Source organism: Sphingopyxis sp. TUF1 (assembly GCF_036687315.1).
In the GTDB taxonomy this organism is placed as follows: domain Bacteria; phylum Pseudomonadota; class Alphaproteobacteria; order Sphingomonadales; family Sphingomonadaceae; genus Sphingopyxis; species Sphingopyxis kveilinensis.
On the sequence record NZ_CP144683.1, the window covers coordinates 1735966 to 1760689 of the forward strand.

Genomic DNA, 24724 nt, shown 5'->3' on the forward strand with positions numbered 1-24724 from the left:
CGCTTGCGCGGCGCCGACGTGTCTCGACTTCGCTCGACACAAACGGGACGTGATTGACTGGTCGCTACCCGCTGTTCCTCAGCGCCGTCGCGATCGCGTTGATCGTCAGCTGGATGCCCTCGGCAATCCGCGGGTCGGTTTCGCCCGCGCGGTGGCGTTTCATCAACTCAATCTGGAGCAGGTTCAGCGGCTCGATATAGGGTAGCCGCAGCCGGATCGATGCCTCGAGCGCCGGGTTCTTCTCCAGCAGCCGCGTCTGGCCGGTAATCTCGAGCAACCCGTCGTGCGCGCGGTTCCACCCGTCCCTGATCCGCCCGAAAATCGCGTCGTGCCCGTCGACCTGGCTCGCCAGCGCCGCATAGCGCGCCGCGATCCCCATGTCGGATTTGGCCAGCACCATCTCCATATTGCCGAGCAGCGCGCCGAAAAAGGGCCAGCTTGCCGCCATGTCGGCCAGCAATACCTTGTCTTCGAACGCCGCGAACGCCTCGCCGGTGCCGTACCAGCCGGGCAGCATCGTGCGCGCCTGCGCCCAGCTGAAGACCCAGGGGATCGCGCGCAGATCCTCGATCGCGCTCGACTTGGTGCGGCTCGACGGCCTCGACCCGATCTTGAGGCCCGCGATCTCGGCAATCGGGGTCATCGCGCGGAAAAAATCCTTGAAAGCCGGGGTGTCATAGACGAGCCCGCGATAGGCGGCGAAGGCGCTGCCCGACAGCGCGTCCATCGCCTGCGTAAAGCGCGCGCCCTCCTTCGCACCCATCGCCTCGGGCTCGAGGCTCGCGAGCAGGCTCGCCGATACCATCGCTTCCAGATTGGTCGCCGCGCCGTCGACCGTGCCATATTTCGCCGCGATCACCTCGCCCTGTTCGGTGATGCGGATGCGCCCCTGCACCGTGCCCGCGGGCTGCGCGCGGATCGCGGCAAAGGCGCTGCCGCCGCCGCGCCCGACCGCGCCGCCGCGGCCGTGGAACAGCTGCATCGACGTATCGAATTCCTCGAACACCGGGGTCAGCGCCTGCGACGCCTGATGCAGCCCCCAGGTCGAGGTCAGGTAGCCGCCATCCTTGTTCGAATCCGAATAGCCGATCATCACTTCCTGATGCTCGCGCGCGCTGATCTGCGGGCCGATTTCGGGCAGCGCGAAATAGCGCTTCATGATCGCGGGCGCGCGCGCCAAGTCGTCGATCGTCTCGAACAGCGGGACGACCATCAGGTTCGACTTGCCCGCCGCAGCGCCGCTGCGCCACAGCCCGCCTTCGCGTGCGAGCAAATGGACTTCGAGCAGGTCGGACAAGTCCTGCGCCATGCTGATGATCCACTGGCAGATCGCGTCGCCGCCCAGCCGGGCGCGGATGTCGGCCGCGGCGTGGACGATCGCCAGCTCGCCCGCGGTTTCTTCGCTCCATTCGTGCCATGGCGCGGCGAGTGGGCGGTCGCTTTGAAGCTCGGCGGTGAGCAGCGCGACGCGCGCCTCCTCGTCCAGCGCGCGATAGTCGCCGCACACCCCCGATACCGACAGCAGCTCGGCGAGCACGCGCTCGTGCACCGCGCTGTTCTGCCGCATGTCGAGCGTCGCGAGATGGAAGCCAAACACCTCGACCGCGCGGATCAGCCGCCCGAGCGCGCCGATCCCCGCCAGCTGGCCCTTGCCGCTTGCCGACAGGCCGCTGGCGATGGTGACAAGATCGCGGCGGAAATCGGCGGGCGCGGCATAGGGCTCGCCCTTCAGCGCGCCGGGGCGCGGCGGCGCCTTGCCGGTGACCGCGGCATAAGTCGCCGACAGCCGCGCATAGATGCCTGACAGCGCACGGCGATAGGGCTCGTCGCTGCGGCTCGGTGCGGTATCGCCGCTGGCTTCGGCCAGCGCTTCGACCGCTTCGGGGACCGGCGCGAGCGCCGACGACACCGACAGTTCGGCGCCGAGCGCATGAACCTCGTCGAGATAATGGCCGATCACGGCGGCGGCGTTGCGGCTGGTCGCCATGCGCAGCGTCTCGGCGGTGACGAAGGGGTTGCCGTCGCGGTCGCCGCCGATCCAGCTGCCGACGCGCAGGAAACTCGCGGGCCGCGCACCCAGCTCCTTTTCCCAGCGGGCATAAAGCTTGGGCACCACGGGCAGGAAGACGTCGCGCAAATAGGTAAGCGCATTGTCGATTTCGTCGGCGACGAACAATTTCTGCGTGCGCAGCGGGCGCGTTTGCCACAACAGCACGACTTGCCGCCGGATCGCGTCCTCGATCACATCGCCCTCGGGCGTTTCGTCGAGGCCCGCATCGCGCATCCGCATCAGCTCGGCGATACGGTTCTTGTGGTCGAGCATCGACTTGCGCCGCACCTCGGTCGGGTGCGCGGTCAGCACCGGTGCGATCAGCGCGGCGTTCAGCAGCGCCGCAACCGCTTCACCGTCGATCCCGTCGGCCTTCAGCGTCTCAAGCGCCGCCGCGACGGTCGCCTGCGGCTCCGCGGCAACGCCCTGCCGGTCCTCGGCAAGGTTCGCGAGCATCGAAAACAGCATGAACCCGCGCACAAAGGCGATCGTGTCGTCGAGGCTGAGCGCATCGAGCCCCGGATCGATCGCCTCTGCCCCCGCGATCCCGCGGTGCCTATCGACGCTCGACGAGCGGATATATTCGGTCTGGCGGAATAATTTGTCACCGCCATAGGCGCGGATGACGTCGCCGAGAATCCGCCCGAGATAGCGGATGTCGGGATTTTGCGAGATCTGGATAGGCGGGCCCATGCGGCCAGCTTGCTGCACCTGCGAAGGGGCAGGGTCAAGCGGCGCATAGCTATGCGCCGTCCCGGACTTCGCCCGGATGGCGATGGAATAAAGGTCGCAATTGGTCGTTTCCAACGATCCCACCCCGACCATCGCAGACTTCAGTCATTCGCAACCCTTGCCCCTGCGCGCCGCGACCGCCACATCATCTTCATGCACCTCCCCGCCCCCTTCACCGACTGGTTCGCCGCGCGCGGGTGGCGGCTCAGGCGGCATCAGGCCGATATGCTCGCCGCGGGCGAGCGCGGCGAGCATGCGCTGCTCGTCGCGGCGACGGGCGCGGGCAAGACGCTTGCGGGTTTCCTGCCCAGCCTCGTCGATCTCGCGGCGCATCCGTCCGACCGGCTGCACACTCTCTATGTCTCGCCGCTGAAAGCTCTGGCCGCCGACGTCGAGCGCAATCTGCTCGGCCCGATCGCCGACATGGGCCTCGACATCAGCGTCGAGAGCCGCAGCGGCGATACGTCGTCGGACAAGAAGGCGCGCCAGCGCAGCCGCCCGCCGAACATTTTGCTGACCACCCCCGAATCGCTGTCGCTGCTGCTCTCCTATCCCGACAGCTTCACGATGTTCGCCGACCTCAAGACCGTGGTGATCGACGAGATTCACGCCTTCGCGCCGGGCAAGCGCGGCGACCTGCTCAGTCTCGCCATGGCGCGGCTCCAGCAAATCGCCCCCGGCCTCCGCCGCGTCGGCCTGTCGGCGACGATCGCCGACCCCGACCAGTATCGCGCGTGGCTCGCGCCCGATGCCGATGCGGACAAGGTCGCGCTCGTCGCGGGCGAGGCGGGCGCCGATCCCGACATCGCCATCCTGCTGCCCGAAGGCGCGGTGCCGTGGGCGGGCCATTCGGGGCGCTGGGCGGTGCATCAGGTGATGGCGGAGGTGGCGCGCAACCGCACGACGATCATCTTCTGCAACACGCGCGGGCTCGCCGAGCTGATCTTTCAGGAGTTGTGGAAGGTCAACGACCTGTCGCTGCCCATCGCGATCCACCACGGCAGTCTCGACCGCGAAGCGCGCCAGCGCGCGGAGCAAGCGATGGCGGAGGGGCGGCTGCGCGCGCTCGTCGCGACCTCCAGCCTCGACCTCGGGCTCGACTGGGGCGATGTCGATTGCGTGATCCAGATGGGCGCGCCCAAGGGGTCGTCGCGGCTGCTCCAGCGCATCGGCCGCGCCAACCACCGCCTCGACGAACCGAGCCGCGCGCTGATCGTGCCGGGCAACCGCTTTGAATATCTCGAGGCGCGCGCGGCATTGGACGCCGTCGATGCCGGCGAACGCGACGCCGATCGCTTCCGCCCCGGCGCGCTCGACGTGCTCGCGCAGCATGTGATGGCGCTCGCCTGCGCCGCGCCGTTCAAGGAAGACGAACTGCTCGCCGAAATCCGCAGCGCCGCGCCCTATCAGTGGATCGATGCCGACATTTTCGCGCGCCTGCTCGGCTTCGTGCGCGACGGCGGCTATGCGCTCAAAAGCTACGACCGCTTTCGCCGCCTCGCGCCGGATGGGCAGGGCGGGTGGCGCATTTCACACCCGCGGCTCGCCGCGCAGCACCGGCTCAATGCGGGGATCATCGTCGATGCGCCGACGCTCGACGTGCGCTTCAAGAACGGCCGCCGCCTTGGCAGCGTCGAGGAATATTTTGCCAGCACGCTCGTTCCCGGCGATACCTTTGCCTTTGCGGGTTTGAGCCTCGAGGTCGAATCGATCCGCGACACCGACCTTCTCGTCCGCGCGACGACGCGGCCGGCGCGCATTCCCTCCTATATGGGCGCGCGCATGGCGCTCTCGACGCGGCTGGCCGATCGCGTGCGCGGCTTCCTTGCCGATCCCGCGAGCTGGGCGCGCTTTCCCGACGACGTGCGCTTCTGGCTGGAAATGCAGCAATTGCGATCGGCGCTGCCGCGCACGGGCGAACTGCTCGTCGAAACCTTCCCGCATGAAGGGCTGCACTATTTGGTCGCCTATCCGTTCGAGGGGTGGAATGCGCACCAGTCGCTCGGAATGCTCATTACCAAGCGGATGGACCGTGCCGGGATGCAGCCGATGGGTTTCGTCGCGTCCGACTATGCGCTCGCCATCTGGTCGCTCAAGCCGGTCACGCGTCCCGAATCGCTGTTCGACGCCGAAATCCTGTCGGACGAATTTGTCGAATGGGTCGAAAATTCACACCTTCTGAAGCGCGCCTTTCGCGAGGTCGCGGTGATCGGCGGACTGATCGAGCGCCAGCACCCCGGCAAGCGCAAAACGGGCAAGCAGGTGACCTTTTCGACCGACCTCATTTTCGACGTGCTGCGCAAATATGAGCCCGACCATCTGCTGCTCGAAGCCGCCTGGGCCGACGCGCGCGAGCGGCTCACCGACGTCGCGCGGCTCGGCGACCTTCTCGACCGCGCGGCGGGGACAATGCTCCACGTCGCGCTCGACCGGATCAGCCCGCTTGCGATTCCCGTGCTCGTGCTGATCGGGCGCGAAAACGTCGCGGCATCCGACCTCGACGACGCGCTGCTCGGCGAACTCGCCGATTCGCTGGCCGAAACGGCGATGCGTGCGGGTTAACGCGCTTTGCGCCGACGGCCTTTCGCTTGCTGCGCGCCCCGATGAGGCGTATCTTGCGGCCAGATATACGAGGATGCCGGTAATGACCCTGACTGTCAGACGATCCGTCCGTTCGGTGCTGCTTGCCGTCGCTGTTCCGGCTTTGCTGGGCGCGACCCCGCCGGGCGCTGCGCCGGCCCCCGCCACCGCTGCAGCCGAAACGACCGCGCCCCCGGTGGGCGTCGTGCCGGTCATCGAGCCCTTCGATCTCGACGCGACGCGGCGCATGGCGGTCAACGTCACGGTCGGTGGCCAGGGCCCCTTTTCCTTCCTCGTCGATACCGGCGCCGAGCGGACGGTGATCGCGCGCGAACTTGCCGAACGGCTGGGCCTTGTCGAAGGCGAGCAGCTTCGGATGGCGACGATCGGCGGCCCGGCGACGGTGCCAAGCTATCGCATCGCGGGGCTGCAGATGAAGGAACTGCACCTCGCCCACGTCCAGGCACCCGCGTTTCACGGCCGCCATATCGGCGCGGCGGGGCTGATCGGCGTCGACATGCTCGAGGAACGGCGCGTGCTCATCGATTTTCGCAAAGAAACGATGGAAATTTTGGAATCGCACAAACGTGCGCGCGCGATCATCCGCGACGATGATGCGATCGTCGTCACGGCGCGCAACGCCGCGGGGCGGCTGATCCTGTCGGACGCGCGGCTCGACGGCAAACGCATCGACCTGATCGTCGACACGGGCGCGCAAACCAGCGTCGGCAATCTCGCGCTGCAAAGGCTGGTGGCGGCCAAGCGCGCAAATAGTCTGCCCTTCTTTTCCACAACGCTGGCCGCCGTAACCGGTGAGGACGTTCCGGCCCTGCGCTCGGCGATCAAGCTGATCCGGGTCAACGGTCTGGACATCACCGATTTGCCTGTCAGCTTCGCCGACGGGCAGGCGTTCCGGGCGCTTGGTCTTAATGAGCGACCGGCCTTATTGCTCGGGATGGACAGCCTGTCGCTGTTCGACCGTGTCGAGATCGATTTTCCGAACCGGCGGGTCGTTTTCGACCTTCCCGAACGCGCACAGCGCAGCGCGGGCCAGCGTTTTGCCGCTCGCGCGGCCGCTGCTGGCGGCTAACGCCTTGCCGCGGCGCCTGGCGGGCGCCATAGCGGCACCATGTCCGACGCCGCGCCTTTCGACTTTGCGGGCCAGCGCTTTCACATGCTGGCCGACCGTGCGCTGTTCTGGCCGCGGCACGGGGCGCTGATCGTCGCCGACCTACATCTGGAAAAGGCGAGCTGGTACGCGGCACTCGGTCAGCCGCTGCCGCCCTATGACAGCCACGACACGCTTGACCGGCTCGCGGCGCTCGCGGCGCGCACCGGCGCGCGGGCGATCTGGTGCCTCGGCGACAGCTTCCACGACCAGGCCGCCGCCCACCGCATCGTCCCCGCCATTGCCGCGCGCCTCGCCGCGCAGGCGCAGTCGGCGGAGATTCTGTGGATCGCGGGCAATCACGACGGGCTGAGTGCCGGGGCCTGGGGCGGAACGATTGCCGACGAAATGATCGTCGACGGCATCATCTTTCGCCACCAGAGCGTGCGCGGCGAGGCGCGTCCCGAAGTGTCCGGCCATTTCCATCCAAAGCTTCGGACGAATATTCGCGGCCGCCATGTCGCGCGCGCCTGTTTCGCCGCCGACGATCGGCGGCTGATTCTCCCGGCGTTCGGCAGTCTTACCGGCGGATTGGTAGTGGATCACCCTGCGATCGCTGACAATTTCGCCGGGCCCTACCAGGCGATCCTCGTCGCCGGCGGGCGGCGGCTCGCTTTCCCTTGCGCGGGCCGGATCGCCGCTGACGCTACGGCACGCCGGACTGTTGCCATCCGCTAGACCACCGGTCCTTTTTAGGCTGTGGCCAAAAAACATCACCCTGCCAAAAACGACGCAAATACAGGGCTCCCGCTGGATTGGCGGCACAATTGCGTTATTCTCTCACCGCAACAAAAAAAATGAATTTTTGAGAGGAGTGCCCGAAATGAAATCATCATCCCTTCCGGCTGCCCGCTTGCTGCGTACGACGGCGATGGGCGTATCGATCGCGATCGCCGCGATGGCGGTTCCCGCCTTTGCGCAGGACACGGCTGCTGCCGACACCGCGACCGACGACAGCGACGACACGCCGATCATCGTCACCGCGCAGGGGCGTTCGCAGCTTCTGTCCGACGTTCCCGTCGCCATCTCGGCGGTCAGCGCCGAAACGCTTCAGAACAGCGGCGCGAACGATATTCGCCAGCTGAACCAGGTCGCGCCGTCGCTGCTGGTGTCGTCGACCGGATCGGAAGCCAATGGCTCGGCGCGTATCCGCGGCATCGGCACCGTCGGCGACAACCCCGGCCTCGAAAGCTCGGTTCCGGTGTTTATCGACGGCGTCTACCGCTCGCGTTCGGGCATCGGCCTCAACGAATTGGGCGAGATCGACCGCATCGAAGTGCAGCGCGGCCCGCAGGGCACGCTCGGCGGCCGCAACTCGTCGGCAGGCCTGATCAGCATCTATTCGAAGAAACCCGATTTCCAGTTCGGCGCCACGGGTGAAGTGACGTACGGCAATTATGATTACTGGCGTCTCGGCGGCAGCGTTACCGGGCCGATCGGCGAAACGCTCGCCGCGCGCCTCGACGGCGTGTGGGTCAAGCGCGACGGTTTCTACAACGACACGGCAAACAACCGCGACGTCAACAATCGCGACCGCTATTTCCTGCGCGGGCAATTGCTGTTCGAACCGACCGATGCGCTGTCGATCCGCCTGATCGCCGACTATACGTCGCGCGACGAGGAATGCTGCGCCGCGACCTACATCGACAGCAGCGTCAATCCCTATATCGGCAACCTCAACAATCCCGGCGTCCCGGCGTCGAATACGACGAACAATATCACCCGCGTGCTCGCCGACCTCGGACAGGATCTGAGTGCGTTCAACCAAGGTTATGGCCGCGACATTTCGGTCACGCCCGGCCGCAGCTTTGCCGGCAAGACCAAGGATTACGGCTTTTCGGGCCAGATCGACTATGATTTCGGCGGCGCGACGCTGACCTCGATCACGGCGTATCGCGAATATCGGTCGAGCCAGGCGGGCGACGTCGATTATGGCACGGTCGACATCCTCTATCGCGCCCCCGACGCCGACGCCTATCGCCAGTTCCACACCTTCACGCAGGAATTGCGCCTGCAGGGTGAAGCTTTCGACGGCAAGCTCGACTGGCTCGTCGGCGGCTTCTACGCCAATGAAAAGCTGCGCGTGCGCGACAATCTGCGTTTCGGCGAAGATTATGGCCGCTTCGCGGCGTGCCGCCTCATCACCGGTTCGGCGCTCGCCGGGCTTTATTCGCCGAACAACCCCTCGTGCATCATTCCGGGCGTCGGCCCGGCGACGCTGCTGGGCGCTTTTGGTGCGGCAGGGCCGGACATCGTCGCGGGGCTGGCGGCGCTCGACGGCATCAGCGATCGCGGCAGCATCAACGACGTCTATCGTCAGGATGGGGAAAATTGGGCGCTGTTCACGCACAATATCTTCCACATCACCGACAAGCTCGATTTCACTTTCGGGCTCCGGTACACCAACGACAAGAAGAAGTTCTCGGCCAGCTTCACCAACGACAACACCGCCTGCACGACGATCCAGGGCCTGTTGCTCGACGATCTTCAGAACCCCAGCGCCACGATCCGCGCGGTGGCGGGCGGTCTGATCGGGTTGGGCTGTCAGGGCAATTCGACCGCCGAACTCAACGGCGTTTCGATCAGCGACGACCGCAGCGAGGATGAATTCACCGGCACCGCGATCCTGTCGTACAAGCCGGTCGATGACCTGATGCTCTATGCCAGCTATTCGCGCGGCTATAAGGCAGGCGGCTTCAACCTCGACCGTTCGGCGCTCAAATCGCCGATCCTGCCGTTCGCGGCGGTCGGCGGCGCGCAGGCGCTAGTCAGTGCGCTTCAGTTTGATCCCGAAACGGTCGACAGCTATGAAATCGGCGCCAAATATGCGACCGGGCCGTTCTCGGTCGGCCTGACGCTGTTCCGCTCCGACTTCTCGAGCTTCCAGCTCAACACGTTCAACGGCACCGTCTTCCTCGTCCAGAACATCAATGGTTGCGACAGCGACCTCGCCGGCGGGGACCGCGACCAGAGCAAGTTCCTCGGCGCCCCCAACTATAATGCGGCCGCAGGGACGACGGGTGCGTGCCCGAGCGACGATGTCGGCTATGGTGTGCGATCGCAGGGTTTCGAACTCGAAGCCTCGCTCGTCCCGGCGCGTAACTTCCGCATGACCGCGGGTCTGACCTATGCGAAGACGAAGTATCGCGACCAGCTGGTCGGCAATGACTCGGGCGCGCCGCTCGATCAGGCGCTGCGCCTGTTGCCGGGCAACAATCTGTCGAACGCGCCCGAACTGGTCGCGACCGGCAGCGTTGCCTGGACCCCGGACATCGGCAGCGGCGGGCTTTCGGGCCTCGTCTATATCGATGGCCGCATGACCAGCGATTACAACACCGGCTCCGACCTGTTCCCGCAAAAGGGGCAGGACGGCTATGCGATCTTCAACGCGCGTATCGGCATTCGCGGCCCCGACGAGAAATGGGGCATCGAATTCTGGGGGCAGAATATCTTCAACAAACAATATGCCCAAGTTGCGTTCAACTCGCCGTTCCAGGAAGGCGCGACATCGACCGGCACCGCGTTCGCCGACCCGCAATATCCGGGCGGGCGCCAGATCTTCTCGCAGTTCCTTGCCGAACCGCGGACCTATGGCGTGACGCTGCGCGGCAAATTCTGACCGCTTTAACCTATGATAACGGGGGCGGGCCATCGCGGTCCGCCCCCTTTTCTTTTGGCATTTCGTGTTGGTGCCGCCCGTAAAGTCTCTAAGCAATTGCATATCGCGCCGGGAAGGCTTAACCGGCGGCGCATCGACCGTTTAGAGTCAGGACAGGGCTGATATGGCTGGCAACGAACCGAGCGCGCGTCCGCGTTCCCCCCACCTGCAGGTGTATAAATGGACGCCTGCCATGGCGGTTTCCATCTTTCACCGCGTCAGCGGCGACGGGCTCGCGATCGTCGGCGCGTGCATGTTCCTCTGGTGGCTCGGCGCGCTGGCCGCGGGCCCCGAAGCCTATGCCGTCTTCATCGCCTGCGTCTGGCACGATCCCGACGCCGGAACGGTGCATCAGATCACCAATATCTTGGGCAAGATCGTGCTGATCGGCCTGACCTGGGCCTTTTTCCAGCATCTCTTTTCGGGCCTGCGCCATTTTGTGCTCGATGCGGGCGCGGGTTATGAACTGAAAACAAACAGGCTCTGGTCGACGCTCGTTTTCGTCGGCGCGCTCTTTGCGACCGCCGCGACCTGGCTCTACATTCTGCAGGGGACGTTCAATGGGTAATGGAACGCGCCTCGGCCGCGTGCGCGGGCTCGGCTCGTCGCATCATGGCAGCGGCCACTGGCTGCAACAGCGGCTGACCGCGCTCGGCAACATTCTGCTTGTCGGCTTCCTCTTCGTCTCGCTCCTGCGCCTGCCGCTCGCCGATCATGGCGCGGTGCTGCGCTGGGCGTCGAACCCGACGGTCGCGCTCGCGCTGATCCTGATGCTGGTCAGCGTCTTCTGGCATCTGCGGCTGGGCCTGCAGGTGATGATCGAGGATTATGTCCATGGCGAAGCGACGCGGCTCTTCGCGCTCGTCGTTCTGAATTTCTACGCGATCGGCGGCGCCGCTTACGGCATTTTCGCGATCGTGCGCATCGTGCTGGCGCCCGCGGCGCCCGGCCCCGGGGGCATGTAAGATGACCGAAGCCTACAAGATCATCGACCATATCTATGACACCGTCGTCGTCGGCGCCGGCGGCTCCGGCCTGCGCGCCACGATGGGCAGCGCCGAGGCGGGGCTCAAGACCGCCTGCATCACCAAAGTTTTCCCGACCCGCAGCCACACTGTCGCTGCGCAGGGTGGCATCGCCGCCAGCCTCGGCAACAATTCGCCCGACCATTGGCAATGGCATATGTACGACACCGTCAAGGGCTCCGACTGGCTCGGCGACCAGGACGCGATCGAATATATGGTGCGCGAGGCGCCCGCCGCGGTCTACGAACTCGAACACGCGGGCGTGCCGTTCAGCCGCAACGCCGACGGTACCATCTATCAGCGCCCGTTCGGCGGTCATATGCAGAATATGGGCGAAGGCCCGCCGGTGCAGCGCACGTGCGCCGCAGCCGACCGCACCGGCCACGCGATGCTCCACGCGCTTTATCAGCAGTCGCTGAAATATGACGCGGACTTCTTCATCGAATATTTCGCGCTCGACCTCATCATGGAAAATGGTGAGTGCCGCGGCGTGATTGCGCTGTGCCTGGAGGATGGCAGCATCCACCGCTTCCGCAGCCAGGCCGTCGTGCTCGCGACGGGCGGCTATGGCCGCTGCTATTTCACCGCGACGTCGGCCCACACCTGCACGGGCGACGGCGGCGGTATGGTGCTGCGCGCGGGCCTGCCGCTTCAGGACATGGAATTCGTCCAGTTCCACCCGACCGGCATTTACGGCGCTGGTGTCCTGATTACCGAGGGCGCGCGCGGCGAGGGCGGTTATTTGACCAACAGCGAAGGCGAGCGGTTCATGGAACGCTACGCCCCGTCGGCCAAGGACCTGGCCTCGCGCGACGTCGTTTCGCGCTCGATGGCGCTCGAAATCCGCGAAGGGCGCGGCGTCGGCCCGCACGCCGACCATATCTACCTGCACCTCGATCATATCGACCCCGCGGTGCTTGCCGAGCGGCTGCCCGGAATCACCGAAAGCGGCAAGATTTTTGCCGGCGTCGACCTGACGCGCCAGCCGCTGCCCGTCGTGCCGACGGTCCATTACAATATGGGCGGCATTCCCTGTAACTATCACGGCGAAGTCGTCACGCTCGGCAAGGATGGTCCCGACACCGTCGTCCCCGGCCTGTTCGCGGTCGGCGAAGCGGCGTGCGTGTCTGTCCATGGCGCGAACCGCCTCGGCTCGAACAGCCTGATCGACCTTGTCGTCTTCGGCCGTGCGACCGGCCATCGCCTCAAGGAAATCCTGACCCCCGGCGCCGCGCAGCAGCCGCTGCCGAAGGACAGCGCCGACCTCGCGCTCGCGCGCCTCGATCATTTCCGCCACGCCAGCGGCGGTTCGCCGACCGCCGAAGTGCGCACCGAAATGCAGCGCGCGATGTCGGCGCACGCGGCGGTGTTCCGCACCGACGAACTGATGGCGGAGGGCAAGGACAAACTCGCGAAAACCTACGCGCGGATGGCCGACATCCACGTCAGCGACCGCAGTCTCATCTGGAACACCGACCTGGTCGAAACGCTCGAACTCGACAATCTGATCGCGCAAGCCACCGTGACGATGCATTCGGCGTTCAACCGCAAGGAAAGCCGCGGCGCCCACGCGCACGAGGATTTCCCGAACCGCGACGACGCGAACTGGATGAAGCACACGGTCAGCTGGTTCGACGGCTGGGGCGGCAAGGGCGGCGGCGTCCGCCTCGATTACCGTCCGGTCCACGAATATACGCTGTCGGACGACGCCGAATATATCAAGCCGAAGGCGCGGGTTTATTGATTCGGGCCGGGCTGCTTCCCGGCGTTAATCCCCGAACAGGTTGTGCACGGGATTGATGTCGGAAAAGGGCACATCGACATCCTTGCCCATGATCCACAGCTTCTGGCACGCGATCGCAAAGAACAACAATGCGATCGTCCAGACGATGAAGGTCTTGCGCGCGATCCAGCGACGCTCGGCCTCTTCGGCGGCAGCGCGCGCCTTATAGTCGATCCCGAGCTCGCCCTCGAACTCGGCGACCAGCTGCGCGCGGCGGGTTCGCGAAATATTGGCGATGCTCGCATCTCCCTCTGCGCGTGTCGATCGGCGTTTCGCCATGATCCACCCTGGTCCAGCCCGTCCTGCCGCCGGATATAGCGTCGATGCCCTGCCAATTGGTTAACCCGCATTGGGTCAATCCAGCGCGACGCCGATCAATTTGATCCGCGCCGATGCGCCGCGCAGCAGCGTCAGGTCGCGCACCGGTCGCCCCAGCGCGGCGGCGAGCAGGCGCAGCACCGCGTCGTTGGCGGCGCCGTCGGCCGGCGGGGCGGTGACGCGCAGATGCACGGCGCCGCCCTCGATCCGCACCGCCTCGCTGCGGGCGCCCGGCGTCACGCGCACCTCGATCCGCCCTCCGGCGGCGAGCGCGTTCAGCGCCGCGGTGAGCGCGGGATCGGGCCGGTATTTCAGATGGTGACGACCAGCTTGCCGACCGCGCTGCGGTCGCCAAGCTTGGCGATCGCCTTGCCGCCGTCGGCAAGGCTGTAGCTGCCGGTGACGCGCGGGCAAATCTTGCCATGCTCCCACAGCTGGAACAGCCGCGCGATATTGGCGCGGTTGCGCGCCGGCTCGCGCGCGACGAACGCGCCCCAGAACACGCCGGCGACGTCGCAGCTCTTGAGCAGCGTGAGGTTGAGCGGCAGGCGCGGGATGCCCGCGGGGAAGCCGACGACGAGGTAACGGCCCTCCCACGCGATCGAACGCAGCGCGGGTTCGGCATAATCGCCGCCAACCGCGTCATAAATGAGGTTCGCGCCGCCCGGCCCGACGGCTTCCTTGAATTTGTTCGCCAGTTCCTTCGACTGATCCTTGTCGAACGGCTGGCGGCCATAAATCACGATCTCGTCGGCGCCCGCGTCGCGCGCGATCGCTGCCTTTTCCTCGCTCGACACGCCTGCGACGACGCGCGCTCCAAATGCCTTGCCCAGCTCGACCGCGGCGATGCCGACCCCGCCCGACGCGCCAAGGACGAGCAGCGTGTCGCCTTCCTTGATATGCCCGCGATCGACAAGTGCGTGGATGCTGGTGCCATAGGTCATCAGCAAGGAGGCACCTTCGGCAAAGTCATGACCTGCGGGCAGGTGATAGACGTTATGCACGGAAACTGCGACCGCCTCGGCCATTCCGCCGTTGCCGCAGCCCGCAATTACCCGATCGCCAACCTTGAACTCGGTCACGCCTTCGCCGACCTCGGCGACCAGCCCTGCCACCTCCCCGCCGGGGGCAAAGGGACGGTCGGGTTTGAACTGATATTTATCCTCGATGATCAGCGTGTCGGGAAAATTGACCGCGCAGGCCTTTACATCGATCACGATCTGCCCCTTGCCTGCGCTTGGGCGCGGCAGCTCGCCAAGAACTAGCGTTTCGGGGCCGCCGGTTGCGGTCGACAAGAGCGCCTTCATCACCTTCTCCTCTTCTTCGTTGTGGCGGCACCGTCCCTCTCCCCCACCCGGCCTCCCAACAGCCTATCCTGACATGGGAGGCCGGGCGGGGGATCGGGCCGGTGCCTTTATCTCACGCCGCCGGACGCATCCACGGACGCTCGGCGTCGAGCCTGTCTTCATAGGCACCGATCGCCGCATCGCTCTTTTCGGTCAGCGAAATCTCGTCGAGCCCTTCGAGCAGGCACATCTTGCGGAACGGGTCGATTTCAAAGGTGAAGCGGTCCTGAAATGGCGTCGTCACCGTCTGATGCTCCAGGTCGATCGAAACCGGATCGGTTGCCGCGACTTCGATCAGCCGGTCGATCGCCGCTTGCGGCAAGACGACGGGCAAGATGCCGTTCTTCACCGCATTGCCTGAAAAAATGTCCGAATAGCTGGGCGCAATCACGACGCGGATGCCCAGATCGCCCAGCGCCCATGCCGCATGTTCGCGGCTCGATCCGCATCCGAAATTGTCGCCCGCGATCAGGATCGGTGCGCCTTTATATTCGGGCCGGTCGAACAGATTGTCGGGATCGGTGCGCAGGCTTTCGAACGCACCGCGTCCCATCCCCTCGCGCGTCGTGGTTTTCAGCCAGTGCGCGGGGATGATGACGTCGGTATCGACATTTTTCAGGCCCAGCGGAATCGCGCGGCCCTCGACCTGATTGAGCGGCGTCATGTCATTCGGCCGCCTTGGGAAAGGGCGGCAGCTTGGCGATGTCGCGCGACTCGTGCTGGATGATGACCGTCGCGCCGAGATTTTTTGCCAGCGCCTTGAACCGGTCGAACGAGGCGAGCGTCTGCGCGCGGTCGGTATTGAACTCCGGGACGCCGTTGCTGTCGTAATTTTCCTGAAAATGCGCCTGATCGCCGCTGAGCAGGACCGGCCCCATGCCCGCGAGCCGCACGAGCAGCGTGTGGTGCCCCGGCGTATGCCCCGGCATGTCGAGCATCACGACGCGGCCGTCGCCGAAAATATCCTTGTCGCGCGCCACGGGTTCGACCGTGCCGCCGCCGCTTATCCAGCGGGCGAAGGGCTTCGGATTGATATAGCTTGGCGGTTCGCTTTGCGACACGAGATCCCAGTCACCTTTGCCGATATGAAGTTTCGCGGCCGGGAAATCGGCCAGCTGGCCGATATGGTCGAAATGCAAGTGGCTGATGCCGACGACGTCGATGTCCTCGGGCTTGATGCCCAGCTCGGCGAGCTGCTCGACCACGCTTTTGCGCACCGTTGCCGACATGTCGCCGTCCGCTTTGAACGCTGCGCCCTTCAGCGCACCCGGCAGGCCGGCATCCCACAGCATCAACTGGTCGCCGTGGCGGATCAGGTAGCAGCCGACGGTCAAATCGCGGCTTTGCCCCGGATAGGCCTGCGTATCAGAAAAGGCGTTGAGCCGGTTGACGCGCACCGACCCGCAATCGAGCCGGGTGAGGTTGAGCTTCGCATCGGTGGGCTTGTCCTGCGCAAGCGCAGGTGCGGCCAACACCAGCGCCGCCGCGATCGATGCCATAGCTTTCCGGATCATGCCATTTTGCTCCTGTTGTTGTTTAATCGATCAATTCCCGGACGTCGGTCAGCTTGCCGGTCACCGCCGCCGCCGCCGCCATTGCGGGGCTGACAAGGTGGGTGCGCGCGCCCGGACCCTGGCGGCCGACGAAATTACGGTTGCTCGTCGATGCGCAGCGCTCGCCCGCGGGCACCTTGTCGGGGTTCATCGCCAGGCACGCCGAACAGCCCGGCTCGCGCCATTCGAGGCCTGCGTCGATGAAGATGCGATCGAGCCCCTCGGCCTCGGCCTGCGCTTTCACCAGCCCCGACCCGGGGACGACGATCGCCCATTTGACGTTCGGCGCCTTCGTGCGGCCCTTCAGCACCGCCGCTGCGGCGCGCATATCCTCGATCCGGCTGTTGGTGCAGCTGCCGATGAAGATATTTTCGACCGGCACATCCTGCATCCGCGTCCCGGGTTCCAGCCCCATATAGGCCAGGCTCTTGGCGGCGGCGGCCTGTTTCGATGGGTCGGCGAAGCTTGCGGGGTCGGGCACCGTACCGGTGATCGGCACGACATCCTCGGGACTGGTGCCCCAGGTCACGCTCGGCGCGATGTCGGCGGCGTCGATCACGACTGTCTTGTCGTACACCGCGCCCGGATCGGTGGCGAGGCTCCGCCAATATTCGACCGCGGCGTCCCAGTCGGCGCCCTTCGGCGCATAGGGGCGGCCTTTCAGATAGGCGAAGGTCGTCTCGTCGGGCGCGATCAGCCCGGCGCGCGCACCGCCCTCGATCGCCATATTGCTGATCGTCAGCCGTCCCTCGATGCTGAGCGCGCGGATCGCGCTGCCGGTGTATTCGATGACATGGCCGGTGCCGCCCGCGGCGCCGATGACGCCGGTGATGTGGAGGATGATGTCCTTCGCGCTGACGCCGGGGCCGACGTCGCCCTCGACGCGCACTTCCATCGTCTTTGCGGGCTGGAGCAGCAGCGTCTGCGTCGCGAGCACATGCTCGACCTCACTCGTCCCGATGCCGAAGGCGAGCGCACCGATGCCGCCGTGGCACGCCGTGTGGCTGTCGCCGCAGACGATCGTCGCGCCGGGCAGCGAGAACCCCTGTTCGGGGCCGACGACATGCACGATGCCCTGTTCGGGTGCGACCGCGTCGATGTAGCGAATACCGAACTCGGGGGCATTTTTTTCGAGTGCCGCCAATTGCGCCGCGCTTTCGGGGTCGATGATGGGCAGCCGGTTGCCCGCCGCATCCTTGCGCGGCGTCGTCGGCACATTATGGTCGGGCACCGCCAGCGTCAGGTCGGGGCGGCGCACCGTGCGGCCACTCGCGCGAAGCCCGGCGAACGCCTGCGGGCTGGTGACTTCGTGGACAAGGTGGCGGTCGATGAAGATCAGGCAGGTGCCGTCGGCACGCCGTTCGACGATGTGCGCGTCCCAAATTTTTTCGTAAAGCGTGCGGGGCCGAGTCATGCGGGTTCACTTACGCGGCCTGCCTAACTTTGCAAGCGAGTGGCGAACGAAAACGCAATTTTCGGTCGTTGCGGCAATGATCGAGAGCCCTTTTTCCCGTCATCCCGGCGAAGGCCGGGATCTGACCCTATCGATATGACGCACCGGCGGGATTCCGGCCTTCGCCGGGATGACGAGGATAGGTGCATTGGGCGCTGAACACGCCTATAATAAATCCATGTCGCTCCCCGCCATCCTCGCTGTCGTCCTTGCCACCGTTATCGCGATGGAATTTGTCGCCTGGGCGTCTCACAAATATATCATGCACGGCTTCGGCTGGGCGTGGCACCGCGACCATCACGAACCGCACGACCAGGCGCTGGAAAAGAACGACCTGTTCGCGCTGTTCGGCGCGGCGATGAGTATTTCGGCCTTCGCGGTCGGCAGCCCGATCATCATGGGCGCCGCGGCATGGGAGCCGGGTACGTGGATCGGGCTCGGCATCCTCCTCTACGGCATCATCTATACGCTCGTGCACGACGGGCTCGTCCACCAGCGCTATTTCCGCTGGGTGCCGCGGCGCGGCTATGCCAAGCGGCTCGTGCAGGCGCACAAGCTTCACCATGCGACGATCGGCAAGGAGGGCGGGGTGAGCTTCGGTTTCGTCTTTGCGCGCGATCCGGCGAAGCTGAAGGCCGAACTGAAGGCGCAGCGCGAGGCGGGGATCGCGGTGGTACGCGAGGCTTTGACGGATTAGTCGTCGCCCCCGCGAAGGCGGGGGCCGCTATCGGCGTAGCACGGATTCCCAGCGGCCCCCGCCTTCGCGGGGGCGACGTATGTTCAAGCCGCCCGATAATCCGCCGTAATTACTCCGGCCGCCGCCAACTCAGCCTCATGGCCTTCCTCGCGCCACCCTTCGGCGAGCGCCTGCCGCTCCCATTCCAGCATCGCCGGATGCGCCAACATATGATCGACCCACGCCTGCCCGGCGCCGACGTCGAGGCCATAGGTGCGGATGCGGAACGCGACGGGGGCGAAAAAGGCGTCGACCGCGGAGAAATTTGCGCCCGCGAGCCACGGGCCGCCAAAGCGCGCCAGTCCCTCCTCGAACAATTCGCGGAGGCGTGCGACGTTGGCTTTAAGGGCGTCCGACATCGGCTTCGGCGTCACGCGCACCCCGATGTTCATCGTGCAATCGTTGCGCAGCGCGGCAAAGCCGCCGTGCATCTCGCACGCGGCGCAGACCGCCCAGGCGCGCGCGTCGGGATCGGTCGGCCATACTCCGTCGTGCCGGTCGGCAAGGTAAAGCGCGATGCCCAGCGAATCGTGGATCGTCCGGCCCTCGTGCAGCAGCACGGGCACTTGCCCGGTCGGCGAAAAGGCGCGGAACTCCTCGTAATTGCTCGGCTTGGTAAAGGGCTCGATGCGGTCCCGAAACGCGATGTCCAGTCCCTTCATCAATATCCACGGGCGCAGCGACCAGCTCGAATAATTGCGGTTGGCGGTGATCAGCTCGTACATGCTTCGCGCTCCTGGGCCAGGATGGGGGAGGTGTAATCGGGGTCGTGCGCAAAGGGCATCGGCGCGCCGTCGCGCAGTGCCGCGAGCACGCTGCCGAAGTCGCTCTTTGCCCGCCAGCCGAAGCGGCGCTCGGCGCGCGACGGGTCGTATACGCGGCCGATCGTCTCGGGCAGCACCCAGCCCGCGGCGGCATAAAGCTCGGCGGCATCGGGATAGTGGCGCGCGATCACAGCGCGGGCGTCGCGCGCCAATTCCTCGGCATCGCCGCGCACAAAGGGCGGCGGCGCGGACAGGATGAAGGTATCGCAGCCGATCGCGGGCGCCGCCTCCAGCGCGGCGAGATGCGCCGCGGCGGCATCCTCGACCGTCAGGCGGCGGTGGAGCAATTCATTCGCTTTCAGGTTCGGTCCGCTCGGCACGACGTGCGTATCGTCGTCCTCGGGAAAGAAGCGCCCCGTGCGCAGGATCTCCACGTTGATGCCATGCTCGCGGTGGGCCAGCTTCACCACCTGCTCGGCGGCAAGCTTGGTGATGCCATAGATATTGCGCGGTTCCAGGGGCGCGAAATCCTCGTCCATCCACCATGCGCCGCGCTCGCCCGCGCCCGCGCGGACATCGGCGCGCACCATCAGCGAGGTGGTCGAGGTGAACAGGAAACGGTCGTTCCCCGCGGCAACCGCGGCTTCGATCAGGTTGAGTGTGCCGGTCACGTTGACGTCGATGAAGGCTTGCCGCGGATAGCGCACGATGTCGGGCTTGTGCAGCGCGCCGCCATGGATGATGGCGTCGGTCCCATGCTCGCCCATCGTCCGCTCGATCAGCGCGCGGTCGGCGACGGTGCCGACGACGTCGGTATGCACGCCGGGGACGACGTCTAGTCCGGTCACCCGATGGCCGTTTTCGGCCAGCAGGGGGGCCAGATAACGACCTAGCCAGCCCGACGATCCGGTCAGCAAAACGCGCATATTGGATTCTCCTCCGGCCGGGCGGACGCCTGATACTTAGGGGACGGATCGAGCGGCAAGTGCCCTTGTTTTGCCGGTGTCACCGTGCTCGCTCCGGCCCCGCTGCGTTGCCCCTCGCTGGCGGCAGCTCGCCAAGGTCGAGCCACTGCGTATCGGTGCGCCCGTGATAGCTGTCGATCGCCGCGAACGGGATGCGGAAAGGAAAGCCCCAGTCGCTGTTCCACAGCGCGACGACGCCCGTCCGCGTCGCGGGTTCGAAGATCATCGTCGCGCGATACCCCGACACCGCGCCCGAATGGCCGGCAAGTCGGCGCCCGTCATAGGTGAAGTTGCGCCAGCCGAGCGCGTAGGATGCGTCGCTGTTCGCTTGCCGCAATTTGCTGCCATAAAGGCTTTGGGTGCGGACGCGCGGATGATGCGCGAGCTGCAACACGGCCGCGGGCAAAACATCGGGGCGCGTGCCCATCATCGCCTGCATCCATTTGGCGAAATCGACGATGTCGCTCTCCACCCCCGCCGCGGCCGGAACGCGCCAATAGGCTTCGCTGAGCGGGCGGACCTGCGCGCCGCGGTGCGGCCGCGCCCAATCCTTCGCGCTCGTCAGATGCGCCATTCCGTAACCCGCGCTCGCCATCCCCAGCGGCCGGAAGAAGCGATCCTCCACTGCATTGGCGAACGGCTCGTTCGCGGCCCGCGCCAATATCTCGCTCGCCACGTCGAAGGCGATGTTCTGATAGGTATGGCAGGTACCGGGCTCGCACTGCAGCGGCGCCAGCGCCAGGCTCGCGCGCAGCACGCGCGGACTCCGCCCCTCTTCCAGCTTCTCGTCATAGGCGTGCTTGGTAAGGCCGGTGCGCTGGGCGAGCACATCCTCCAGCGTCACCCGCTCCTCGGCACCCCCGGGCAGCCGCAGCGAGGTTCCCCACCGTGCGACCGGCGAATCAAGGTCGAGGGCGCCGCCGTTCGCCAGCGCGGCGGCCAGCGTGCCGGCCGCGGTCTTCGAAACCGAGGCCCAACGGAACAATGTTTGCAGGGTAACCGGCGCGCCCGTGTCCTTGTCGGCGACGCCATAGGTGCGGACGAAGCGCAATTCGCCGTCCTCGACGACCGCGACCGCCAGCCCCGCCATTTCGGGCCGCGCCGCCATCGCAGCGAGCTGCTGGTCGAATGCGCGATAGTCGATTCGTCCGCGCCATTCGCCGGGCGTATCGGGCAGGTTTTCGGCCGGTTTGAACGGAATTTCCACGCTCGCGAGCGAGCGGCCCCCGCCTCCGAGAGCATGGACCCCGAACCAGCCGGCAAGTCCCAGTGCGATACCCGCGACAAGGCAGGCCAGGACCCGCTTTATCGACCTTTTATTGGATGGCGACCTCATAATTGGCCGTCGTCTTAGCGGCGACTTCCTCCGCCGTCACCCCCGGTGCAAGCTCGATCAGCTTGAACGGGCTGTCATGATCGTCGCGCCGGAACACCGCCAGGTCGGTAATGATCATGTCGACGACATTCTTGCCGGTCAGCGGCAGCGTGCATTCGGGAATGAACTTCGGGCCGCCGTCCTTGGCATTATGCTCCATCACGACGATGATCTTCTTGACCCCCGCGACCAGATCCATCGCGCCGCCCATGCCCTTGATCATCTTGCCGGGGATCATCCAGTTGGCGATATCGCCATTTTCGGCGACCTCCATCGCGCCCAGCACAGTGAGGTCGATATGCCCGCCGCGGATCATCGCAAAACTGTCGGCCGAAGAGAAATAGGCCGATTGCGGCAGCTCGCTGATCGTCTGTTTGCCTGCGTTGATCAGGTCGGGGTCTTCTTCGCCCTCCAGCGGGAAGGGTCCAATGCCGAGCATCCCGTTCTCGCTTTGCAGCGTCACCGTCATCCCCGCAGGGATGTGGTTCGCCACCAGCGTCGGGATGCCGATGCCGAGGTTGACGTAATAGCCGTCCTGCAGTTCCTTTGCGGCGCGCGCCGCCATATCGTCGCGGGTCCAGGGCATATTATTTCGGCTCCCATTTGGTGTCGGAGGGGAAGGTTTCGTCCCAGCCCAGCCGGTCCCACGGACCATAAACGGGGTTGGGAAAAAGGAACCAGCCGCGGTCCCACAGCGCGGTCGCCGCAGGGCCGGTGGCGAGTGCCATGCGGCGGGCGGCAGGCAGCGCCTTGTCGTTGAACTGCTGACTGAAGTCGCCAAGCTGATCACCCGCCATCAGAATCACGCAATATTTCGACGCAATCGCCGCGCGGCGCGCGTCCTTGCTCGACCCGCTTGCGTCGTCGCCCATCAGGAACAATGTCTCGCCATGCCTGAACTCGCCAAGGCCGGCGGCGCGCAGCGTATCCTCGCTGCCCTTTGCATTGGCGGCGGTGCGGTTGGTGTTGGCGACGACTGTGATCCCGGCGGCGCGCAGCTTGGCCAGCATGTCGGCGGTCCCCGGCATGGCAACCGCCTTGCCCGCGCCACTCTTTTCCCACTGGTCCCAGATCTTGGAATCAAAGGCGATGCCCTGCTCGGCAAACCAGCGCATCGACCCCACGTTCCAGATCAGCGTTTCGTCAGCATCGAACACCGCGGCAAAGGGCTTGTCCCCGCACGGCTCAAACGTCGGCGCGTCCATCGACGCGCCGGGCGCCAGGACGACACTGTCCGTCGGCCGCTCCTTGATTCGCCACACGCCATAATCGGCGATGCGCGCATTGACCCGGCGTACCGCAACGGCGGCCTCGGCCGAGCCATAGAGATATTGCAGCGCGACCGGCGGCTTGGCCGGCTCGACAGGAGCGGGCGGCGCCGACGCCATCCCACCGGGGTTCGCGCAGCCCGCCAGGAGCAGGCCGATGGTCAGGGCCAGCGCGCGTTTCACGCGGCCTCGCGCGGGCGCACCGTGCGGAATTCGATCTTCTTGTCGTAAGGGGCGCCGACGATCATCCGCTTCACATAGATGCCGGGCAGGTGGATACAGTCGGGATCGAGGCTGCCGGTGGGCACGATTTCCTCGACCTCGGCGACGCAGATTTTCGCCGCGGTCGCCATCGGCTGGTTGAAATTGCGCGCGGTCTTGCGGAAGATCAGATTGCCGCTCTCGTCGGCCTTCCACCCCTTGATGATCGCGAGGTCGGCAAAGATGCCGCGCTCCAGGATATAATCCTGCCCGTCGAAGCTCTTCACTTCCTTGCCCTCGGCAACCAGCGTTCCGACGCCGGTCTTGGTATAGAAGCCCGGAATGCCTGCGCCGCCCGCGCGGCAGCGCTCGGCAAGCGTGCCCTGCGGGCAGAACTCGACCTCAAGCTCGCCCGCCAGATATTGCCGTTCGAACTCCTTATTCTCACCGACGTAGGAGGAGATCATCTTCTTGACCTGCTTGGTGCGGAGCAGCTTGCCGAGGCCTTCGCCGTCGATCCCGGCATTGTTGCTCGCGATGGTCAGATCCTTGACCCCCGCATCGCGGATCGCGTCGATCAGCCGTTCGGGGATGCCGCACAGGCCAAAGCCCCCCGCGCAAATCTGCATTCCGTCAAACAGCAGGCCGTCGAGGGCGGCGGCGGCGTCGGGATATTGCTTCTTCCCCATGGGACGGCTCTCCTGAATCGTGTCGCGCGCGACCTTGGCGCATTTGATCCATCAATTCTAATTGTTCGATTTTTGGATTATGGATAAATAATGTCTATTAATCGCGTCGCGCTCTATCATCTCGAAACCCTGCTCTGGATCGACCGGCTCGGTACCTTTTCCGCCGCCGCCGAGCGGCTCAACACGACGCAGCCGACGGTATCGGCGCGGATGCGCGAGCTTGAACAAAGATTGGGAACGCCGCTCTTTCGCCGCGACGGGCGGGCGATGTCGCTCACGGCTGCCGGACGCAAGCTGGTGCGCGATTGCGATCCGCTGCTGCGCGACATGCAGCTCGCACTGCTCGGCAGCGGCGGCTTTGCCGAGGCAAGCGGTGTCGTGCGCATCGGCGCGGGTGAGATTGCGGCGGCCAGCTGCCTGCCCGCCTTTGTCGCGCGGCTCAAGGGCGACATGCCCCAGGTTGCGCTGGAAATCGAGATCGACCTCACCGCCAACCTGATCCAGCAGCTGCTCACGGGCCGCACCGACATCGCCTTTGCCGCGGGGCCGATCGCGCACCCGGCACTCAAGACGCGCCCGATCGGCGAGGTCGAACTGGTGTGGCTTGCCAGCCCCGCGGTGGCGTCGGCATTTGCGGGCGGCGATGCCGGCTTGCCCGTCTGGTCGCTCGCCAGCCATTCGCCGATCCACGGCCGGATGCGCGAGGCGATCGCCGCGTCGCGCATCGCGCAAAAATCCCTGAACCTCTGCAACAATGCGCGCACGATGATCGACATCGCAAAGGCGGGCGGCGGCATCGGCATTTTCCCCCGGCCGATGGTGCGCGGTGAGATCTCGGCTGGTGCGCTCGTCGAAATCGCCGCCATGCCTGCACTGGCGCCCGTCGCTTTCCACGTGGCGATGCGCGTCGCCGATACCGAGCCGCTACTGACACAGATTTTCGAGCGCGCAGCCAAGCTGGACCTCGCCAAAGCGGCGGTTTGACCGAACGGCCCCTACCGACCAGAAAATGTCGTCGCCCCCGCGAAGGCGGGGGCCGCTGTCGGTTTACGTAGCGACG

General features: G+C 65.8%; 22 protein-coding genes. 9 read left to right on the plus strand and 13 right to left on the minus strand.

Annotated elements, in window-relative coordinates:
• Positions 1-64: 64 nt before the first annotated feature.
• Positions 65-2743: a phosphoenolpyruvate carboxylase gene (ppc, locus tag VSX77_RS08360; RefSeq protein WP_338424149.1), complete on the minus strand. Its 2679-nt coding sequence runs from the start codon at positions 2741-2743 to the stop codon at positions 65-67.
• Positions 2744-2935: 192 nt separating this feature from the next.
• On the opposite strand from ppc, the gene VSX77_RS08365 reads away from it, so the two are divergent.
• The 7 genes from VSX77_RS08365 (at position 2936) to sdhA (ending at position 12957) form a co-directional block, all read left to right on the plus strand.
• Positions 2936-5344: a ligase-associated DNA damage response DEXH box helicase gene (locus VSX77_RS08365; RefSeq protein WP_338424150.1), complete on the plus strand. Its 2409-nt coding sequence runs from the start codon at positions 2936-2938 to the stop codon at positions 5342-5344.
• 82 nt (positions 5345-5426) lie between these two features.
• Positions 5427-6452 carry an aspartyl protease family protein gene (locus tag VSX77_RS08370; protein ID WP_338424151.1) on the plus strand — a complete coding sequence of 342 codons (1026 nt, stop codon included), beginning with the start codon at positions 5427-5429 and terminating at the stop codon, positions 6450-6452.
• A gap of 39 nt (positions 6453-6491) precedes the next feature.
• Positions 6492-7208 (plus strand): ligase-associated DNA damage response endonuclease PdeM, encoded by a 717-nt coding sequence (gene pdeM, locus VSX77_RS08375; RefSeq protein WP_338424152.1) that lies wholly within the window; start codon positions 6492-6494, stop codon positions 7206-7208.
• Between the two features lie 145 nt (positions 7209-7353).
• A complete protein-coding gene (locus VSX77_RS08380; protein ID WP_338424153.1) occupies positions 7354-10149 on the plus strand; it encodes a TonB-dependent receptor in 2796 nt (931 codons plus the stop codon).
• 163 nt (positions 10150-10312) lie between these two features.
• Positions 10313-10756 (plus strand): succinate dehydrogenase, cytochrome b556 subunit, encoded by a 444-nt coding sequence (sdhC, locus tag VSX77_RS08385; RefSeq protein ID WP_338424154.1) that lies wholly within the window; start codon positions 10313-10315, stop codon positions 10754-10756.
• A complete protein-coding gene (gene sdhD, locus VSX77_RS08390; RefSeq protein ID WP_338424155.1) occupies positions 10749-11153 on the plus strand; it encodes a succinate dehydrogenase, hydrophobic membrane anchor protein in 405 nt (134 codons plus the stop codon). Before sdhC ends, sdhD begins: the two co-directional genes overlap by 8 nt.
• A gap of 1 nt (position 11154) precedes the next feature.
• Positions 11155-12957, plus strand: a complete 1803-nt coding sequence (gene sdhA, locus VSX77_RS08395) for a succinate dehydrogenase flavoprotein subunit (protein ID WP_338424156.1) — start codon at positions 11155-11157, stop codon at positions 12955-12957.
• A 24-nt stretch (positions 12958-12981) separates the two neighbouring features.
• Here the strand turns inward: sdhA and VSX77_RS08400 are convergent, their stop codons facing one another.
• The 6 genes from VSX77_RS08400 to leuC all read right to left on the minus strand — a co-directional run bounded on the left by VSX77_RS08400 (position 12982) and on the right by leuC (position 17627).
• The gene (locus VSX77_RS08400) at positions 12982-13275 is read right to left on the minus strand and encodes a hypothetical protein (protein WP_338424157.1); all 294 of its coding nucleotides are present in this window, start codon (positions 13273-13275) and stop codon (positions 12982-12984) included.
• 75 nt (positions 13276-13350) lie between these two features.
• The gene (locus VSX77_RS08405; RefSeq protein ID WP_422397192.1) at positions 13351-13560 is read right to left on the minus strand and encodes a DUF167 domain-containing protein; all 210 of its coding nucleotides are present in this window, start codon (positions 13558-13560) and stop codon (positions 13351-13353) included.
• Positions 13561-13625: 65 nt separating this feature from the next.
• Positions 13626-14621 carry an NADPH:quinone oxidoreductase family protein gene (locus tag VSX77_RS08410; protein ID WP_338424159.1) on the minus strand — a complete coding sequence of 332 codons (996 nt, stop codon included), beginning with the start codon at positions 14619-14621 and terminating at the stop codon, positions 13626-13628.
• Between the two features lie 112 nt (positions 14622-14733).
• The gene (gene leuD, locus VSX77_RS08415) at positions 14734-15324 is read right to left on the minus strand and encodes a 3-isopropylmalate dehydratase small subunit (RefSeq protein WP_338424160.1); all 591 of its coding nucleotides are present in this window, start codon (positions 15322-15324) and stop codon (positions 14734-14736) included.
• Position 15325: 1 nt separating this feature from the next.
• Entirely contained in the window at positions 15326-16174 is an 849-nt protein-coding gene (locus VSX77_RS08420) for an N-acyl homoserine lactonase family protein (protein ID WP_338424161.1), read from the minus strand.
• A gap of 22 nt (positions 16175-16196) precedes the next feature.
• On the minus strand, positions 16197-17627 hold the full coding sequence (leuC, locus tag VSX77_RS08425; protein ID WP_338424162.1) for a 3-isopropylmalate dehydratase large subunit: 1431 nt from the start codon (positions 17625-17627) through the stop codon (positions 16197-16199).
• A 217-nt stretch (positions 17628-17844) separates the two neighbouring features.
• Here leuC and VSX77_RS08430 point away from each other — a divergent pair, with 217 nt between their 5' ends.
• Positions 17845-18363 carry a sterol desaturase family protein gene (locus VSX77_RS08430; RefSeq protein WP_338427243.1) on the plus strand — a complete coding sequence of 173 codons (519 nt, stop codon included), beginning with the start codon at positions 17845-17847 and terminating at the stop codon, positions 18361-18363.
• An 83-nt stretch (positions 18364-18446) separates the two neighbouring features.
• On the opposite strand, the gene VSX77_RS08435 is transcribed toward VSX77_RS08430, so the two are convergent.
• The 6 genes from VSX77_RS08435 to VSX77_RS08460 form a co-directional block, all read right to left on the minus strand.
• Positions 18447-19127 (minus strand): glutathione S-transferase family protein, encoded by a 681-nt coding sequence (locus VSX77_RS08435; protein ID WP_338424163.1) that lies wholly within the window; start codon positions 19125-19127, stop codon positions 18447-18449.
• Positions 19115-20092, minus strand: a complete 978-nt coding sequence (locus VSX77_RS08440) for an NAD-dependent epimerase/dehydratase family protein (protein WP_338424164.1) — start codon at positions 20090-20092, stop codon at positions 19115-19117. Before VSX77_RS08440 ends, VSX77_RS08435 begins: the two co-directional genes overlap by 13 nt.
• Before the next feature lie 79 nt (positions 20093-20171).
• Positions 20172-21338 (minus strand): serine hydrolase domain-containing protein, encoded by a 1167-nt coding sequence (locus VSX77_RS08445; RefSeq protein WP_338424165.1) that lies wholly within the window; start codon positions 21336-21338, stop codon positions 20172-20174.
• Between the two features lie 109 nt (positions 21339-21447).
• Positions 21448-22092, minus strand: a complete 645-nt coding sequence (locus VSX77_RS08450; protein WP_338424166.1) for a CoA transferase subunit B — start codon at positions 22090-22092, stop codon at positions 21448-21450.
• 1 nt (position 22093) lies between these two features.
• The gene (locus VSX77_RS08455; RefSeq protein ID WP_338424167.1) at positions 22094-22957 is read right to left on the minus strand and encodes a 5'-nucleotidase, lipoprotein e(P4) family; all 864 of its coding nucleotides are present in this window, start codon (positions 22955-22957) and stop codon (positions 22094-22096) included.
• Positions 22954-23664, minus strand: coding sequence for a CoA transferase subunit A (locus VSX77_RS08460; protein WP_338424168.1), 711 nt, complete (start codon positions 23662-23664; stop codon positions 22954-22956). Before VSX77_RS08460 ends, VSX77_RS08455 begins: the two co-directional genes overlap by 4 nt.
• Before the next feature lie 90 nt (positions 23665-23754).
• On the opposite strand from VSX77_RS08460, the gene VSX77_RS08465 reads away from it, so the two are divergent.
• Entirely contained in the window at positions 23755-24648 is an 894-nt protein-coding gene (locus VSX77_RS08465) for a LysR family transcriptional regulator (protein WP_338424169.1), read from the plus strand.
• Positions 24649-24724 lie beyond the last annotated feature (76 nt).